This window comes from Mycobacterium sp. pV006, from assembly GCF_041287115.1.
Lineage (GTDB): Bacteria > Actinomycetota > Actinomycetes > Mycobacteriales > Mycobacteriaceae > Mycobacterium.
On record NZ_JBGGKT010000004.1, the window covers coordinates 42,423 to 58,401 of the forward strand.

The 15,979-nt window shown below is 66.8% G+C and carries 14 protein-coding genes; 5 read left to right on the top strand and 9 right to left on the bottom strand.

The window, feature by feature from the left end; translation table 11 throughout:
• The first annotated feature begins 37 nt into the window (after positions 1–37).
• The 3 genes from ACAG25_RS07910 to ACAG25_RS07920 all read left to right on the top strand — a co-directional run bounded on the left by ACAG25_RS07910 (position 38) and on the right by ACAG25_RS07920 (position 3,616).
• The gene (locus ACAG25_RS07910; RefSeq protein WP_370487808.1) at positions 38–994 is read left to right on the top strand and encodes a mechanosensitive ion channel family protein; all 957 of its coding nucleotides are present in this window, start codon (positions 38–40) and stop codon (positions 992–994) included.
• 63 nt (positions 995–1,057) lie between these two features.
• On the top strand, positions 1,058–2,722 hold the full coding sequence (locus ACAG25_RS07915; RefSeq protein ID WP_370487809.1) for an ATP-binding domain-containing protein: 1,665 nt from the start codon (positions 1,058–1,060) through the stop codon (positions 2,720–2,722).
• Between the two features lie 36 nt (positions 2,723–2,758).
• Positions 2,759–3,616 carry a hypothetical protein gene (locus ACAG25_RS07920; RefSeq protein ID WP_370487810.1) on the top strand — a complete coding sequence of 286 codons (858 nt, stop codon included), beginning with the start codon at positions 2,759–2,761 and terminating at the stop codon, positions 3,614–3,616.
• Between the two features lies 1 nt (position 3,617).
• Here ACAG25_RS07920 and ACAG25_RS07925 read toward each other — a convergent pair whose 3' ends face one another.
• Complete coding sequence (locus ACAG25_RS07925) at positions 3,618–3,899, bottom strand: hypothetical protein (protein WP_370487812.1); 282 nt, start codon at positions 3,897–3,899, stop codon at positions 3,618–3,620.
• Positions 3,900–3,968: 69 nt separating this feature from the next.
• Complete coding sequence (locus tag ACAG25_RS07930; RefSeq protein WP_370487813.1) at positions 3,969–5,561, bottom strand: MFS transporter; 1,593 nt, start codon at positions 5,559–5,561, stop codon at positions 3,969–3,971.
• Between the two features lie 137 nt (positions 5,562–5,698).
• On the opposite strand from ACAG25_RS07930, the gene ACAG25_RS07935 reads away from it, so the two are divergent.
• Positions 5,699–6,442 (top strand): MBL fold metallo-hydrolase, encoded by a 744-nt coding sequence (locus ACAG25_RS07935; RefSeq protein WP_370487814.1) that lies wholly within the window; start codon positions 5,699–5,701, stop codon positions 6,440–6,442.
• Positions 6,443–6,445: 3 nt separating this feature from the next.
• Here ACAG25_RS07935 and ACAG25_RS07940 read toward each other — a convergent pair whose 3' ends face one another.
• The 5 genes from ACAG25_RS07940 to ACAG25_RS07960 all read right to left on the bottom strand — a co-directional run bounded on the left by ACAG25_RS07940 (position 6,446) and on the right by ACAG25_RS07960 (position 12,297).
• Positions 6,446–6,775, bottom strand: a complete 330-nt coding sequence (locus ACAG25_RS07940; RefSeq protein ID WP_370487815.1) for a DUF4333 domain-containing protein — start codon at positions 6,773–6,775, stop codon at positions 6,446–6,448.
• Positions 6,776–7,041: 266 nt separating this feature from the next.
• On the bottom strand, positions 7,042–8,466 hold the full coding sequence (locus tag ACAG25_RS07945) for a peptidase (RefSeq protein ID WP_370487816.1): 1,425 nt from the start codon (positions 8,464–8,466) through the stop codon (positions 7,042–7,044).
• Positions 8,467–8,515: 49 nt separating this feature from the next.
• On the bottom strand, positions 8,516–10,099 hold the full coding sequence (locus ACAG25_RS07950) for a serine/threonine-protein kinase (protein ID WP_370487817.1): 1,584 nt from the start codon (positions 10,097–10,099) through the stop codon (positions 8,516–8,518).
• Between the two features lie 170 nt (positions 10,100–10,269).
• Positions 10,270–11,235 (bottom strand): hypothetical protein, encoded by a 966-nt coding sequence (locus ACAG25_RS07955; RefSeq protein WP_370487818.1) that lies wholly within the window; start codon positions 11,233–11,235, stop codon positions 10,270–10,272.
• Between the two features lie 45 nt (positions 11,236–11,280).
• Complete coding sequence (locus ACAG25_RS07960; RefSeq protein ID WP_370487819.1) at positions 11,281–12,297, bottom strand: TIGR03617 family F420-dependent LLM class oxidoreductase; 1,017 nt, start codon at positions 12,295–12,297, stop codon at positions 11,281–11,283.
• A gap of 187 nt (positions 12,298–12,484) precedes the next feature.
• Between ACAG25_RS07960 and ACAG25_RS07965 the strand changes: the two genes are divergently transcribed.
• Positions 12,485–14,659: a molybdopterin-dependent oxidoreductase gene (locus ACAG25_RS07965; RefSeq protein ID WP_370487820.1), complete on the top strand. Its 2,175-nt coding sequence runs from the start codon at positions 12,485–12,487 to the stop codon at positions 14,657–14,659.
• A 1-nt stretch (position 14,660) separates the two neighbouring features.
• On the opposite strand, the gene ACAG25_RS07970 is transcribed toward ACAG25_RS07965, so the two are convergent.
• Positions 14,661–15,272 (bottom strand): TetR/AcrR family transcriptional regulator, encoded by a 612-nt coding sequence (locus ACAG25_RS07970; protein WP_370488083.1) that lies wholly within the window; start codon positions 15,270–15,272, stop codon positions 14,661–14,663.
• A 20-nt stretch (positions 15,273–15,292) separates the two neighbouring features.
• The gene (locus ACAG25_RS07975) at positions 15,293–15,889 is read right to left on the bottom strand and encodes a TetR/AcrR family transcriptional regulator (RefSeq protein WP_370487821.1); all 597 of its coding nucleotides are present in this window, start codon (positions 15,887–15,889) and stop codon (positions 15,293–15,295) included.
• Positions 15,890–15,979: the final 90 nt, after the last annotated feature.

The window sequence follows — 15,979 nt, forward strand, 5'->3', positions numbered from 1 at the left end:
TTGCCCCTCAGCGAAGTGGGTACATAAACGGGCGATCATGGATGTTTACAACTTGGCTTTCGAATGGACAGCGACAAACCGCCACTGGCTGATCGAAGTTCCCATCCGGATCGTTGCGTACATCCTCGTCGTGCTCCTGGCGCGGTATGTGCTGCACCGGATGATCGACCGGGCCGCCACCGGCAGGACCCGTAAACGTCGCAAGGACGGCGATCAGCCCGCGAAACGACCGCCGCTCCTGCGGCACCTGCGCGACCGCACCCCGTCGGGTGCCGGCGGCGTCAAGACCGCCGAACGGCGCCAGCAGCGCGCACAGACCATCGCCTCGGTGCTCAAATCCACGGTGTCGATCGTGCTGCTGGTCTGGGTGGTGCTGGCCATCCTCAACGTGCTCGGCGTGAACATCGCCCCGTTCATCGCGTCCGCGGGTGTGGTCGGCCTGGCCATCGGCTTCGGCGCGCAGAACCTGGTGCGCGACTTCGTCACCGGAGTGTTCATGTTGCTCGAAGACCAGTACGGCGTCGGCGACATCGTCGACCTCGGCGAAGCGATCGGCGAGGTTGAAACCGTCGGGCTGCGCGTCACCACCGTGCGCGACATCGACGGCACCCTCTGGTATGTCCGCAACGGCGAGATCGCCCGCGTCGGCAACATGAGCCAGGACTACGCCGTCGCCCGCATCGAGGTGCCCGTCGCCTTGAGCGCCGACGTCGCCCAGGCCGAGGAAGTCGCCGTCGAAGCCGCCGAACAGGCCATCGCCGCCGACGCCACCCTGGCCGCGAAGGTCATCGGCGAACCCGAAATGCTGGGCGTGCAGGAACTCCTGGCTGATCAGGTCACGCTGCGCATGCTGGTCAAGACCAAGCCCAGCGCGCAATGGTCGGTGCAGCGCCGACTGCGCCGCGAGATCCTCAAGGCCTACGACCAGAACGGCATCGAGCTGCCCTACCCGCCCAACCGGATTCCGACGCTCGTCGGCGGAATCGACGTGTAGCGAGGTCCCGCGCCGCGTCGGTGCCCCTGGTTACCATCCCCCTGACAGAGGGGGAGAACAGCAGTGACCATCACCGTCGCCGAGACACCACGGCTGGCCAACGGCGCCGAACGCCGGGTGTGGCAGGCCTTGATCGACCAACTCGAACCGGGAGACCTGGTGATCCCCGGCAAGCGGGTCACCGATCACCTCAAAGACCACGAGATCGACTTCTTCGTGGCCATCGAGGGCGCGGGCATCGTCTGCGTCGAGGTCAAGGGTGGTGAGGTCTGGCACGACGGCGACTCCTGGTGGCAACGCGGGCGCGGGACCGAACGCCGGATCGAACCGGTCCGGCAGGCCCGCGAAGCCTGCTACGCGATCCGCAACTTCATCGAGACCGACCCGGCCTGGACCCAGGGCCGGCTGCGCTGGGACCACGTGGTGGTGCTGCCCAACACCGACCTGCCTGAGGGCTTCGCCCTGCCCGACTGTCCGCGCTGGAAGGTCATCGACCGCACCGACCTGCCCGACATCGCCGCGAAGTTGCGCCACATCCTGCACAGCCAGGAACTCGAGCGGCCCTTCCTGACCAAAGACGGTCTCGCCGAACTCGGTGAGGCGCTGTCCGGTCGCGGCCTGCCGCAACGCAGCGTCGTCGCCCGCGCCCTGGAGAACGAGGACGCCGCCGACATCCTTACCGAACACCAGTCGGTGATCCTCGACGCGATCCGGCTGCTGCACCGCGTGGAGGTGCGCGGCGGGGCCGGCAGCGGCAAGACCTTCCTCGCCATGGAGCAGGCCCGCCGCCTGGCCCGCGATGGGAAACGCGTTGCGCTGGTGTGCTACTCGCACGGCCTGGCGTCCTACCTGGAACGGATCACCGAGGCGTGGAACCGGCGTCAACGTCCGGCCTACGTCGGCGAATTTCACGACCTCGGCAAGAAGTGGGGCGCCCCCGAGGGCCCCGACGAGGCGCTTCGCACCGAGCAGACCGTGCAGTTCTGGGAACACGACCTACCCGCCCAGATGACCGACCTGGCAGCACAACTGGACCCCGGGCAGCGGTTCGACGCGATCGTCGTCGACGAGGCACAGGACTTCGCCGACGCGTGGTGGGACCCGCTGCTGGCCGCCCTCAAAGACGAGGAGACCGGCGGGCTCTACGTGTTCACCGACGAAGGCCAGCGGGTGTTCAACCGATTCGGCTCCCCGCCGGTGCCGCTGGTCCCGCTGGTACTCGACCACAACCTGCGCAACACCCGCCAGATCGCCAACGCGTTCCAGCCGCTGGTCGACCATCCGATGCGGTTCCTCGGCGGCGAGGGTCCGGCCGTGAAGTACGTGGCCTGCTCGGCCGCCGAGGCGATGGAAGCCGGCGACGACGAAGTCGAGGCGCTGCTGGAACAGGGCTGGCGCCCCGAAGACGTCGCCCTGTTGACCACCGGCACCCGCCACCCCGAGCAACGTGAACGCCAGGAGGCCGGCAACGCGGCCTACTGGGACAGCTTTTGGGACGCCGAGCAGGTGTTCTACGGCCACGTCCTGGGTTTCAAAGGCCTCGAACGGCGCGCGGTGGTGCTCGTCGTCAACGAGGCCTCGGCGTTCGAGCGCTCCCGTGAACGCCTCTACGTCGGGCTGTCCCGGGCGCGCGACCAACTCGTCGTGTGCGGGGACCCGGACTTCATCCGCGCGGTCGGCGGCCCGGATCTGGCGCGTCGTCTCAACATCGACAGCAACAGCTCGTAAGCAGGAATTGTCATACCCTGCTGGGACAATGGACCCATGCAGCAACCTGTTCAGCACCGTCTCCACATCGTCGAAGCACCTGACTGGAAAGACGCGATCATCACGCTGCTCGAACCGGAGTCGCCGTACCAGCCGTGGCGCTACGGCTTCGGCGAAGCCCACGAGCGTGACCGGGTGCTGCTGGTGCTCGGCACCGACCCGGTGTCGGTGGTGACGCGGTTGGCCGACATCGGTGACGACGTCCGGCCGCACGGCGCGAAGTTCAGCATGGGCTGGCGCGGCGCCGACGTCGTGGACCTCGCGACGCTGGCCGGGCTGCTCGACCTCGGCGACGACGTGTTCACCGATTGGCGCATCGACGGGGAGGACGCCGAGTCGATCGTGTTGCGGCTGACCGATTGTCGGCTACCCGGTGAACCGTTCGGCCGGTTCGGCCACTCGACGATGGTGGCCGCCCGGAACCTGCTGCGGTTCTCCGGTCGGTGTGACGGCTGTGACGACCTCATCGATCTTCGGGGCAGCGATGCCCGCGACAACATCTTCGTCCACACCGTCGACCCGCTCCCGCGGCCGGCGCCGCCGTCGCCGGTCACCACCCGCGAGGCCGCTGTGTCACGGGGGTGGGCGGCGGTGCGCTCCACGACGGGTGACTGGCCCGCCGTGGTCTGTCGGGACTGTCGGGACCGGATCCGGCTCGGAGAGTTCGCCTCGTTCATGGACTTTCGCTTCCGCGAACACCCCGTGTGTCCGCGGTGTGGCAGTCGGCGCAGTCATCGCATCATGTACGGCATGCCGAACGATCCCGAATCGATTCCGCCTTTCGTGTATGCGGCGGGGTGCTGTGTGCGTGAACAGCAATGGCACTGCGGGGTGTGCGACCACGAATGGGTCTGAGTCACCCCGCTTGCGAATAGTCTCCGCTCAGTTGCGACAGCAGCGCGACGAACTCGGCGTCGACGAAGTGCGTGTTCGGCAGCAGCGTCAGTCGTCGCAGCAGTTTGTCCGGAAGGGCCGGGTTCGGTTCGCGCGCAACCGCTCTGAGCGCGACGACCATCGCGTCGCCGTAGTCTCCGATACCGAGCAGGATGAACACCCTGTTCCGCTCGGCTTCGGGGAGCGCATCGCGGCAGTGTTCGACCAACTCCCACGCCACATCGCCCAACTCGGTACGGTCCATGTCCCCATTCTCGATCACTTGGTGCGACTGCGCTCGCCTACGTCGCAGTGAGTGGGAGCTGCATAAGGTTTACCGCACCGCCAGATAGTGATGCGATTCGGGTTCCCCGTCGACGTATCGACGGACCGCCTGCTCGGTCAGTAGATCTTGTCCGGTCAACCGCGTGTAGTGCTGATGCATGTGCTCACCCCACGACCGCACCACGAACGTCTCGACGAACATGCCGTCGCGCTCAACGTCGCGGTAGAGCTGCCACTGGGACGCCCCCGTCCGCTGCCGGGAGCGGCCCTGGACCTGCATCGCGGCCAGGAAACCCGGCTCGTTGTCGGGCGACACCCGGTAGGAGATCAGCACCATCACCGGCCCGTCGAGCGGCTCGGGTTCGAACACCAGCGTCGGCTCGGGCCAATGCGCCGACGGTGTCAGGTCCAGGTTGCCGGTCTTGGCGTGCAGCGGCCACCACAGCGCCGACAACGCACACGCCAGCAGCAGCGCCACACTCGTCAGCAGGCTCACCACAGCGCTGGTGGCGCCCGCGAGTAGACCCCACGCCAGAGATCCGAGCGCCTGGCCGCCCATGAAGATCAGCATGTACATCGACAACCCGCGCGCTCGCACCCAGGCGGGCCGGCTCAGCTGCATCGATGCGTTGAGCGTCGAGAGCGACAACAGCCAGGACGCGCCGCCCAGCACCAGACCCGCGATCACCGCCCCGACCACGGGCACCAGCGCCAGTACCGCGGTGGCGGCCGCGAACCCCGCCGCCCCGACGAGCAGCAGGGTGTTCTGGTCGAACCACATTCTCAGCCGCCCCAACAGGAAGGCTCCGGTGACGGCGCCGGCGCCGAGTGAGCCGAGCAGCACCCCGTATCCCGCCGACGACAGACCGAGCTGGTTGGCCGCGATCACCGGCAGCAACCCCCACAGCGCGCTCGCGGGCGCGATGAACAACGCGGTGCGCAGCAGGATGCGCCGCACCACCGGCGAACTGCGGATGTAGCGGCCACCCGCGGTCAGCGCCGCCAGCGCGCGCTCGGGCGGGGCGTTGTTCTCCACCACCGGGCGGCGCCACCAGATCAGCACGAACACGATGCCGATGAAGGAGATCGCATTCAGCCCGAACACCAGGGTCGGGCCGGCCAGCGCGACCAGCACCCCGGCGATCGCGGGACCGATCGCCCGCGCGCCGTTCATACTCATGCTGCCCAGCGCGGCGGCGGCCGGAATCTGATGTGCCGGAACCAGTTCGGGTTGAATCGCCTGCCACGCCGGTGCGGTGAGGGCCTGGCCGCAACCGATCAGGAACAACAACATCAGCAACAGCGCCGGGGTGGTCAACCCGAATCCGGTCAGCGTCGCCAGCAACCCGACGCCGGCGGCCATCGCGCCCTGGGTGGCGATCAGCAGCCGGCGCCGGTCGATCAGATCGGCCAGCACGCCCGACGGCAGCGCCAGGAGCATCACCGGCAGCGTGGTCGCCGTCTGCACCAGCGGAACCAGCACCGCGGCGCCGGGGTCCTCGACGAGCATCCACTGCGCGCCGACCGTCTGCATCCAGGTGCCCAGGTTGGACACCAGCTGCGCGATCCACAGCGCCCGGTAGACCGGAGAGCGCAGCGGAGCCCACGTGGATGTCGATTGCGTGATGTCTGTCGCTGTCATCCGCTGCTCCCGGGCTCGGTGCCTGTCGTCACAGTAGGCGTGGGTACCCCGCCTGACGCTTGAAGGTGCAAAGGTTGCCGAACCCGAGCTCCCGGCCGCACACTGCTGCCAGAGTTCCGCCGGGAGGGGAGAGCGCGATGGCGTTGGTCGTGGAACGTCTCGACGACATCGGAGTCATCCGTGTCTCGCGGTGGATCTTCAACTGCTACCTGATCCGCGGCGCCGGCTCCTATGTCGCCGTGGACGCCGGTATGCCCGGCAGCGCCGACGACGTCGCCGGTGTGCTGGCGGTCTTCGGCGGCGCCGTCGACGCGGTGGTCGCGACCCACGGCCACCACGACCATGTCGCCGGCGCGCCCCGCCTGGCCGCCGAGCACCGCGCGCCGTTGCACCTCCCGGAAGTCACGCTGGGCTACCTCGACGGGACGCGCCGGCCCCGCACGCCGGCGCTGAGCAAGGTCGCCCGGATCTGGCCGACGCTGCTCAGCCAGCCGCTCGACCTGACGGGTGTGCGGGGCTTCGGCGACGGCGCCCGCATCGCCGGCTACGGCGGGCGCCGCGGCATGGTCGGCGACAAGCTCGGCACCGCCCGGCCCCTCGCCGACGGCGCGCCGCTGCCCGGCCTGGCCGGCTGGGAGGTGCTGCACGTACCCGGCCACACCGACGACTCGACCGCGTTCTGGCATGCCGGCAGCAAGACCCTGATCTCCGGGGACGCAGTGCTCAGCGCGGGCGGGCAGGCATGGTTCACCCCTGAGACCGTCGATGACGAGGCCGCCGCACGCAGCGAACGGCGTCTGCGCGCCCTGCCGGTCGAGCACCTTCTGCCCGGCCACGGCCTGCCGGTGCATGCTGCTGACGTGTGGGCGGGGACGCGCTGATCGTCACCGCGGCCTGTCGACCGAATACGTGCCGGCGTCATCCAGGATCACGACCAATACGGTCTTCCGGGTGCCGTCGACGTTTGTCTGGCACGTCAGTTCGGTCCCCGGCTGGACGACGGGCGGCTCGTCCCCGTTGCAGACAATGTCTGCCACCTCGTTGACGCCATAGCCATCCACCGGGTCGATCAGTATCCGGGTGACTTCCCGTTCCACGTGGTCGAGATCCAGGACCCGCGTCGGTACCGGTTCGACGTCTGAAATAACCAGCCCGACAGCAACACCCAGCGCAAGAACTATCGGTATCGACAACCCGATCAGGAGCGGTGCCATCCGTCTTCTCGGTGGGCGTGGGCTCGGAGAGGGTGTGCGTTTGGCGGCTGGGGCCGGGGGCTGTGGAATGAGCCGCGTCGGTGGAGGCGGAGGTGGTTGACGTGTGATGCGCGGTAATGGTGCGGGTTGGCGATTGACGTTGCGCCACCATGGTTCTGGCCCGCCTCGTGGCGTCCCCGGAGGAAGCGGAGCGCTTCTGCGGACCGGTTCAGTCGAATCCGGCCGACGAGGCCGACGGTAGGGACGCGGATCCGACGGCCCGTCAGTCATGACGGAAACTTCCGGAAGCAGCTGTCCGGGTCGCCGAGCAGACCTGCACGGAAAGCGGTGATCCGCGTGAACCCCGAGGGGACCACGGACCCGTCGATATCACTGGCGGCAAGCCCACTGGTGAGTAAACCGGAGATGGCTTCATCGAGATCTCCCGCGCCCAAGACCAAACGCCCCGCAGTCCCGTCGGCCAGTGCCATCTCACGCTGCACGGCGCCGGTGAGGCACGCGGTGCGCATGGCCGCTGTGGGTGAGTTCAGCGAGACACCCTTTTCGCGTTGCACTGCAAGAACATAGCGAGAAGTAACCATCGATATCGCGGTGTTGTCGCCCTGCAACAGCACCTGCTGATTCTCATCAGCCGGGGTGCCGATGCGCGCCAAGGTCGCGACATCTACGACCACGGTGTTCGTCTCGGCGCAGTACACGACAGGTTGGGCTTCGGTCGTCTGGCATTCCGCTGCTCGCGTGGAAAACGCCGGGGGATCATCCGGTTCGAGAATCTGTTGCAGTTCGTCGAAGACGGTCCCGAGCGTGGCTTCGGTGACGACCATGTCGCTCTGAGGGCTGGCCGGGTCGAACAGTTCGGCGGGAAGTTCCCCGCGTCGAGACTCGATCTCGCCCATGGTCATCGCCGCGCATGCTTCTGCACCCACATCGAAACCTTGCTGGAACGCGCTGACTCTGTCCAACGCGGTGCCGTGACCATCCTCAGCGTCACTGAACAATGAGAATGTGGAGAGCGGATCACGCATCGCGATCGCGCCGGCGATGACCCGGTCGAGTGCATCAGTGGTGTTGAGGGAAAACCGGGGAGACTGTCCCTCTGCTACCCAGCGCAGGTACACACCGGTCAGGCAATCAGCCTGTTGTTCTTGCACCAGCGTCGGCGTGTCGTCGTCCACCAGCTGCGCCTGCCACTGCACGGCGTGGCCGTACTCGTGGGCCATGATGGCGGTGACTGACATATCACCGAAGTAACCTCGCGCAATCGGCAACAGCCGTACTCGATCCCACGCAATGGTGTCACGCGTTCGGCAGTAGGCGGCGTTCAGTTCGAAGACACTCGGCTCGGCGCCGCAAATGCTCGGGCCTAGGGGATTCGTGGGGTCGATCGACACCAGTCCGGAGACCGGAGAGAAGCGCCCGGACAACGGTCCTCGATGATGCTGCGACCAGTAATCCTCGATGTCCTCGATCGCCAATAGCGCGAGACGATCGATTTCACCTGCGTCACTGCCGTCGACGCGTTGGAGGTCTGTCGGCAGCGCGACCTTGGGGCCGCTCGGAAAGTCCGATGTCGGTAAGCCCGCAACGCGGAAGGGGTCATAGCGCATCGATATTGCGTTGCCGGCAATCGGCAACGGTGCCGACGTCGGCTGCGCGCACGCGGAAACGAACATCAGGACGACGAACGCCACCAGCCCGGTGCATGATGCGAACCGGCGGTGCCTCAAGGGTGCTCCTGGCTCAATTGAGCTTCGTACTGCCACGGACGGGGTGGGTTGTGCTCACCAGCTTGGCGAAACAATGATTACGGTCGAATCCCTCATACGTACACCAGGCCAGCGCACCGTCGGCGGTCGTGAAGGTGACCGGCGCGACGGTGACCCAGAAGTTGGAGGCGTCGAACGTCGACCAGTCACCCGACCACAGCAGCTTGGCGTTGTAACGCTCACGCAACGCCAGGTGCTCTTGAAGGGTCAGCGCGTTGTCCCACTCCACCCCGTCATCTACCACCCCGGGCCGTTTCGAACTCAGCTGCGGCACCCACACGTCGGTGAGCCGGTAAGCGACGAATGCGCGGTCGTCGGCGGCGATGGCCCGCAACCTCTCCAAGCTGACCGCCTCAGGATCGGGGCGCATCTGGGTCGGAGACGGCGACGCGGAGGTTGGGGAAGACGATGGCGCGGGAACGGTCTGGATCACCGTGGGTCCGGAGACGGTGTGGGTCGGTACCGGGGGTGCGGCGGTCGGCGTGGGCTCCGTGGAACGGTCGCTCTGCGAGATCAGTAGCCCGATCACCACTCCGATCGCGCCCAAGAGCAGCGCAATGCCGATGAGCGTGGTCACGATCATCCAATTGCGACCGCGTCCCTCGGTGGAGTCCAGAACCACCGTGGGACCGGTGGTGTGGGCCACGCCCTCATGGGTCACCGACGGAGACCTGACGGGGACGTGGATCGGCGCGGCCTGTGTGCTGGCGGACTGGTCGACGTGCCCGTCGGTGGAGATAGCTCGAACGGCTGCCCGCGCCAGCGCTCCTGCGCTGCCGTATCGGTCATCCGGTTCCTTCGCCATTCCGCGTGCGATCACGGCATCCAGCGCGGCCGGCACCCTCGGATTCTTCGCGGTTGCGCTCGGAGGCGGGGACGAGATGTGCCCGGCGATCTGGCTTTCATAGCTGTTGCCCGGGAACGGGCTACTTCCGGTCAGTGCCTCGTAGAGGACACAGGCCAACGCGTAGGTGTCCGTCGCCGGTGAGCACGGGTCGTCGCTGAAGCGCTCAGGTGCCATATACGCAAACGAACCGATCTGAGTTCCGGCCATCGTCAACCGTGCGTCGCCTTCGGCCTCGGCGATACCGAAGTCGACGAGGTAAGCGAAGTCGGCGTCGGTGACGATGATGTTCTGCGGCTTCACATCGCGGTGGATGAGGCCCTGAGCATGGGCGGCGTCCAGTGCCGCTGCGACCTGCTGGACGATGCCTACCGCGCGGGCAGGTTCCAGTGGCGAGTTCTTCGCGAGGTCATGGAGCGTCTGTCCCTGCACCAGTCGCATGTCGATGTACAGGTTGCCGTCGATCTCGCCCCAGTCGTGGATCGGGATGACGTGAGGCTCCTGCAGCATCGCGGCAGCGTGCGACTCCCGAAGGAAGCGCATCCGAAACCGTTCGTCTTGCGCGAACTCCTCCCGGAGAATCTTCAAGGCGACCATCCGGCCCTTGACGGTGTCGAAGGCGCGGTACACCTCTCCCATCCCGCCGCGACCGAGGAGCTCGCGAAGCTCGTAGTGGCCGAAGCCGGAGCCTGGTTCGGTGGCCGACGCGCTCACCGCAACCACCCCGGTTGAGCCGCAGCGCCAAGTTGCTGCCTGTTGATGTTCGTGCAGTCGCTGCAGCTAGATCGCTTTCTGTGGCGCATGACAGGTCCCCCGGAATTTGCCTGATCGTGTCGAAGATACCCGCTGATTGGGCTGCTGAACCGGGAATCGATGGTTGCTCGTCACCGCGGGCTGATCTCGAGCATTCGGTCGGTCAACCGGGAGAGCAACTGGTAGTCGACATCGAGTTCCAGTGCGATGCCGCCGAGATCGACGTTGCCCGTGGCGTGCTCCAGGATCCGGGGGAACGCCTCGACCAAGGCCACGAACTCGTCGATGAAGGTTTTGAAGCCGTCCAACGGTTGATGCACCAGCCGGGCGCAGTCGCGCACCGCAACGGAGTACGCCGACAGCGTGGACAGGCTGCGGCATTCCTCGGACAGTTCGAGCAGCCGCAGGTGGTAATCCATCAGGCGATTCGCGACGTGCTCGACCGCGTCGGCGTCGGCGTCGGTGGTGGTGTCGCCGAACGCGCCCATGAACTCGGGTGCGGAGAGGAACGCGTCGATCTGGCGCAGCGTCTCGAGCATCCGGTCCACCACGCTGTAGAGCCGATCGACCAGAAGGTCGCCGTTACGCACCCGAATCGCATCCGGCGGAACGTAGCCCAACGCGCTGTCCCGCAACCGCGAGGCTACCGACTGCCTGCGCTGCACCAGGATCGAGGCGAACAACGCCCAATGCCACTCCCGAGGCTTCTCGGTGCGCAGCGCGACGATCTCCTCCGGAGTCCGGGCCAGCGTCGCGATCGGGCGGTCGTCGCCGCCTTCGAGGCGGGAGTCTGCGGCGACCCGACGCATGGGGGCCGCACCGTCGGCGCCATAGACCCCGCGATCGTCCCCGATGAGTTCCCAGCGCAGCTGCCGATCCGCCCGGATCCGCAGATCCTTCTCCCGCTGGCGGGCCAGCTGCTGCGCCTCGTCGCGCTCGCGTTCCAGCCGCTGCAACCATTGGGCGAGCCCATAGAGCGCAGCGGTCACAGCGATGGCGCCCAGGATCCACCAGAAGTACTCGATCACGAAACCGAGCAACAACACCAACCCGAACGCGGCGGCCATGCCACCGCCCGAGCTCGAACGTCCCCCCATGGGCGCACGATAGCCACGGCCACCGACATGTGGTCGCCGGGCGGATCAGCCGGCAGAGAGCTGCTGTGCCACAGCACCGTAGCGCTCGAACCGGTCCGGGTCCGACAACGCGTTGTAGAGCACCAGCCGGGCCGCGGTCTGGCCGTACCGGGCAGACAGCGCGTCGGCCAGCCCGTCCCACGTCGCCTCGGTGACGAACGTCGCGAGATGGTCGTCGCTGATCTGCGCGGCCATGCCGGCGATGTCACCGGCTTTCTGCTTCTCCCGGATGCGTGCGGTGGTGCCCTCGAACCCGGCTTCGTCCCAGATGAACGCGTAGTTCGGGGTGCTGCCGTAGAAACTCAAGCTGGCGCGGACCAGTTCGCGTTCCCGGTGGCGTTCCTCGTCGGAGTCACCGACGACGGTCATCACCGGAACGATGAGTGAGACGTCGTCCATGGAACGTCCCGACTTCTGGACTCCGGCAGCGACATTGGGCAGCACATGACGCGCGATGTAGCCGGGTTCACCGAGCGGATGGACATGGACACCGTCGGCGACCTCACCGGCCATGCGCAGCATCCACGGGTTCACCGCGGCGATGTCGACCTTGGGGTCCGGCGCGTCGATGGGCCCTGCGCTCCACTGCGGCGTGATGAAGTCCAGGCTGTAGAAATCGCCGTGGTGGTCGAGCCTGCCCGAGCGGAACGCCGCGAAACACGCCTTCACCGCCAGCACGTAGTCACGCAACCGCGGGCCCGGGCGCTCGAACTCCACGCCGTAGCGGCGCACCACGTGGGTGCGCACCTGCGTGCCCAGGCCCAACCGGAAATTACCGCCGGTCGCCTCCTGCAGCTCCCACGCCGTGGCAGCGGTGACGAACGGGCTGCGCGGAAACGCGACGGCCACGCCGGTCGAGAGCTGCAGGCCCGGCGCGGCCTGGGCGGCCAGCGCGGCGTTCATGTACGGCGTGCGGCCGGCCTCGGTGAACAACACCCCGTCGAAGCCGGCGTGCTGGGTGCGGCGCGCCAGTTCGCCGATGGTCTGCAGGGGCTGGGGGAGGGTCATCACATCGACGTGCACGAGTCGCACCCTAGCCCCTCGAGTCCTACCGGAATCGCATTCCGGCAGGTCTCTTCTCGCAGTTCCTCTTTGTAGCGGCAGCCTCGGCCGGCCGGAACGTCACAGCCTGTTAATCGCGGTGAAATTGCCCTGCCACACGTGCGTCGTTGACTGGGCGCATCTTCGTCGCCGTCTCAAGGACCGCCCCATGACCATCGACGCCACATCCAAACAGCTGACCATCGTCCGGGGTGCCTGCCCGCACGACTGTCCCGATACCTGCGCCATGCTCTACCACGTCGACGACGGCAAACTCGTTGATGTCAAGGGAGATCCGGACCACCCGATGACGCGCGGGGCGTTGTGCGTGAAGGTCAAGAACTTCCACGAACACCACTACCAGCCCGACCGGCTGCTGTACCCGATGCGCCGGACCGGGGTGAAGGGCAGTGGGGAGTTCGAGCGCATCACCTGGGACGAGGCGCTCGCCGAGATTAAAGCCCGCTGGACGGCGATCATCGACACCTACGGCAGCCAGGCGATCATGCCGCACGCCTACCTCGGCCACCAGGGCGTGCTTAACGGGCTGACCTCCGGCGACGCGTTCTTCAACCGGCTGGGCTCGACGGTGGCCGAGAAGACCTACTGCGAATCGGGGTCCTCAACGGCCTGGCACATGACCGTCGGCGGATCCGGCGGCCTCGACGTCGAATCGATGGCGCACTCGAAATACATCATCGTCTGGGGCATGAACATGACCAGCACGAACCTGCACGGCTGGCCGTTCCTGCTCGAAGCGCGCAAGAACAACGGCGCCAAGATCGTCGTCATCGACCCGGTGCGCAATCGCACCGCGCGACAGGCGGATTGGCACATTCCGATCCGTCCCGGTACCGACGGCGCTCTGGCGATGGGCATGATCCAGCAGATCATCGAACAGGGCCTGGTCGACACCGACTACGTGGGGCGCTACACCGTCGGCTACGACGAACTCGCCGGTCGCGCAGCGGCATACCCACCCGAACGTGTCGAGGAGATCACCGGGATCCCCGCCGAAGACGTGCGCACCCTGGCTTACGAGTACGCCACCAGCCAGCCCGCCGCGATCCGGCAAGGCGTCGCGCTGGAACGCAGCCGCGGCGGCGGCCAGGCCATCCGCGCCATCACCTGCCTGCCGGCACTCGTCGGCGCCTGGCGCCACGTCGGCGGCGGCACCATGGAGATGCCGATCTGGGAGTTCCCCACGAAGTTCGACGCGATCTGCAAACCCGAGTGGATCCCCGAGGGCACCCGCGTGGTCAACGAACTCGACCTCGGGATGGCCTTGACCGGTGAACTCGACCTGGACCCGCCGATCATGTCGCTGTTCGTGTACAACTCCAACCCGGTGTCGCAGGGTCCCGCGCAGCAGAAGACGATGCGGGGTCTGCTGCGCGAGGACCTGTTCACCGTCGTCAGCGAGCACTTCATCACCGACACAGCGAAATTCGCCGATCTGTTGCTGCCCGCGACGATGCAGGCCGAGCAGCTCGACATCATGGTGACCTGGGGGCACCTGTACATCACGCTGAATCAGCCCGCGATCGAGCCGCCCGGTGAGTGTGTCCCCAACGTCGAACTGTTCCGCCGGTTGGCCGCAACCATGGAGTTCGACGATGAGTCGATGGCCTACTGGAACCGTACCGACCGCGAGATGCTCATCGACTTCCACGACTGGGACGCTCCCGCGCTGGCGGGTATCACCTACGAGAAGCTCGAGGAGGTCGGCTGGATGCGGCTGAACGTCGGCACCCCCGACACCCGAGCGCCGCACGCGGAAGGCAACTTCCCGACCCCGTCGGGTAAGTGCGAGTTCAAATCCAGTCTCGCGGAAGGAGGTAACTTCGTCGTCCCTGTCTGGCGCTCGATGTACGAGGCCATGCAGCCCGGCGGACACGTCGACCCGGTACCCGACTACGTCCCGCCGTTCGAATCCCCGCATTCCAATCCGGAACTGGCGCAGCGGTATCCGCTGTCGATCATCTCACCCAAGCCCCACGCGTTCCTCAACAGTCAGTACGGCAACGCCGCGGACAAGCAGAAGGTTCAGGGCGGACAACGGGTGTTCATCCACCCGGTCGACGCCGCCGAACGCGGGATCGCCGAAGGCGATCCGGTTCGGGTGTTCAACGACCGCGGCTCGTTCGAGGGTCCGGCCGCCTACGACGACGGGCTGATGCCCGGGCTGGTGATGGCCAATGTCGGTCACTGGCAAGGAAAGACGTCGGCGACCACCGTCAACGCGATCACCGCCGACCGGCACTGCGGACTCGGCAACGCCGGTGTCTACGGGGACAACCTTGTCGAGGTCGAGAAGATGGCCGACGAGGCGGTGGCGAGCTGACCTACGACAGAAGCTCATCCAGGTACGTCAACGCCACGGTCAGATCATCCTGCGGAAGCGGGTTGTCGTGCGACGTGGCGATCAGGACACCGACGATCGCGCCGGCGATGACCCGCCGCTGGGAGGACTCGTCGGTGTCGTCGGGCAAACGGTGTCGCAGCGCGTCGGTGAGCAGATCGATCAACCGGACGTACTCGGCGTAGATCAACCCGCGCGCCTCGGGCACCTGGTACAGGATCCGCTGTCCGACGATGGCGTTCTCGCGTTCCTCGGGGGAGAGGCTGCCGAACACCGTCTGGACTGCGTGCCGGTAGGCCGCAGCGATCGGCAGGTCGGCGGGAGCGTCGACGAACGCCTCCACGATCGGAGAGCTGTGGTCGTCGGAGATCAGCAGAGCTTCCTTGTTCCCGAAATACCGGTAGAAGGTGCGTGGCGAGACCTGCGCCGCTTCGGCGATCTGCTCGATCGTGGTGGTCGCGTAACCCTGGTCCTCGAACAGGCGGAACGCCTCCCGGCGGATCGCCAAGCGCGTCTGCGCCTTCTTGCGCGCGCGCAGGCCGCCGGGGTGACCCTCGGGCACGATCACATCCTCAGCCTCCCCCGATCCGGTCATGTCGCCAATACGACCTGCCATTACCCTTTCATGACCTTTTCTGCGAAGCCGAGGATCGGCTGGGCCAGCGCGGTGACGGCATCGGGATCGTCGTCGACGAGGGCATTGGTGACCTGGCTGGAAATAGCCGCCACGAGCATCTGGCACGCGAAGCGGTCCTGCGGGGTGTCGACGCCGAGAATCGCGGCGATCCCGTCGACGAAGTCCTGCTGCAACTCCGTCCGCCGCCGCATGGCCTCGGGCCCGGCCGCGTAGACCTCGACAAGGAACAATCGCGCGGTCGACGGGTCCATCGCCATGAAATGCAGGTACCGCTCCAGCATCACGGCGAAGCGCTGCATCGGGGGGCCGGCGACAGGTGCCGTCTGGATGGCGGCGCCGAGATGCTGCTGCATCCGCGCGTACGCGGACATGAAGCAGTCCAGTTTCGACGTGAAGTGCTGGTAGAACGTCGCCCGAGATACCCCGGCAGCCGAGATCAGGTCTTCGACCGTTGTGTTGCTGTAGCCCTTGTCGGGCATCACCGTGGCCAGAGCCTTGTACAACCGCTGCTTCTGGTGGGCGGCGACCTGCTCGCGCGTCAGGCCATGACGGCCCGAGGTGAGCCGATCGGCCATGTGCCCGCCTCCTCGTGTCATCCGGTGCGGCTCGAATGCGACAACGGCTGGTACATCGGGTTGTCGAAAGAAATAGCCACACCGGTAAAT

Coding starts and splice junctions, on each gene's coding strand:
- ACAG25_RS07910 (WP_370487808.1), top strand. CDS start 38: ATGGATGTTTACAACTTGGCTTTCGAATGGACAGCGACAAACCGCCAC.
- ACAG25_RS07920 (WP_370487810.1), top strand. CDS start 2,759: ATGCAGCAACCTGTTCAGCACCGTCTCCACATCGTCGAAGCACCTGAC.
- ACAG25_RS07925 (WP_370487812.1), bottom strand. CDS start 3,899: ATGGACCGTACCGAGTTGGGCGATGTGGCGTGGGAGTTGGTCGAACAC.
- ACAG25_RS07930 (WP_370487813.1), bottom strand. CDS start 5,561: ATGACAGCGACAGACATCACGCAATCGACATCCACGTGGGCTCCGCTG.
- ACAG25_RS07935 (WP_370487814.1), top strand. CDS start 5,699: ATGGCGTTGGTCGTGGAACGTCTCGACGACATCGGAGTCATCCGTGTC.
- ACAG25_RS07940 (WP_370487815.1), bottom strand. CDS start 6,775: ATGGCACCGCTCCTGATCGGGTTGTCGATACCGATAGTTCTTGCGCTG.
- ACAG25_RS07955 (WP_370487818.1), bottom strand. CDS start 11,235: ATGGGGGGACGTTCGAGCTCGGGCGGTGGCATGGCCGCCGCGTTCGGG.
- ACAG25_RS07965 (WP_370487820.1), top strand. CDS start 12,485: ATGACCATCGACGCCACATCCAAACAGCTGACCATCGTCCGGGGTGCC.
- ACAG25_RS07970 (WP_370488083.1), bottom strand. CDS start 15,272: ATGACCGGATCGGGGGAGGCTGAGGATGTGATCGTGCCCGAGGGTCAC.
- ACAG25_RS07975 (WP_370487821.1), bottom strand. CDS start 15,889: ATGGCCGATCGGCTCACCTCGGGCCGTCATGGCCTGACGCGCGAGCAG.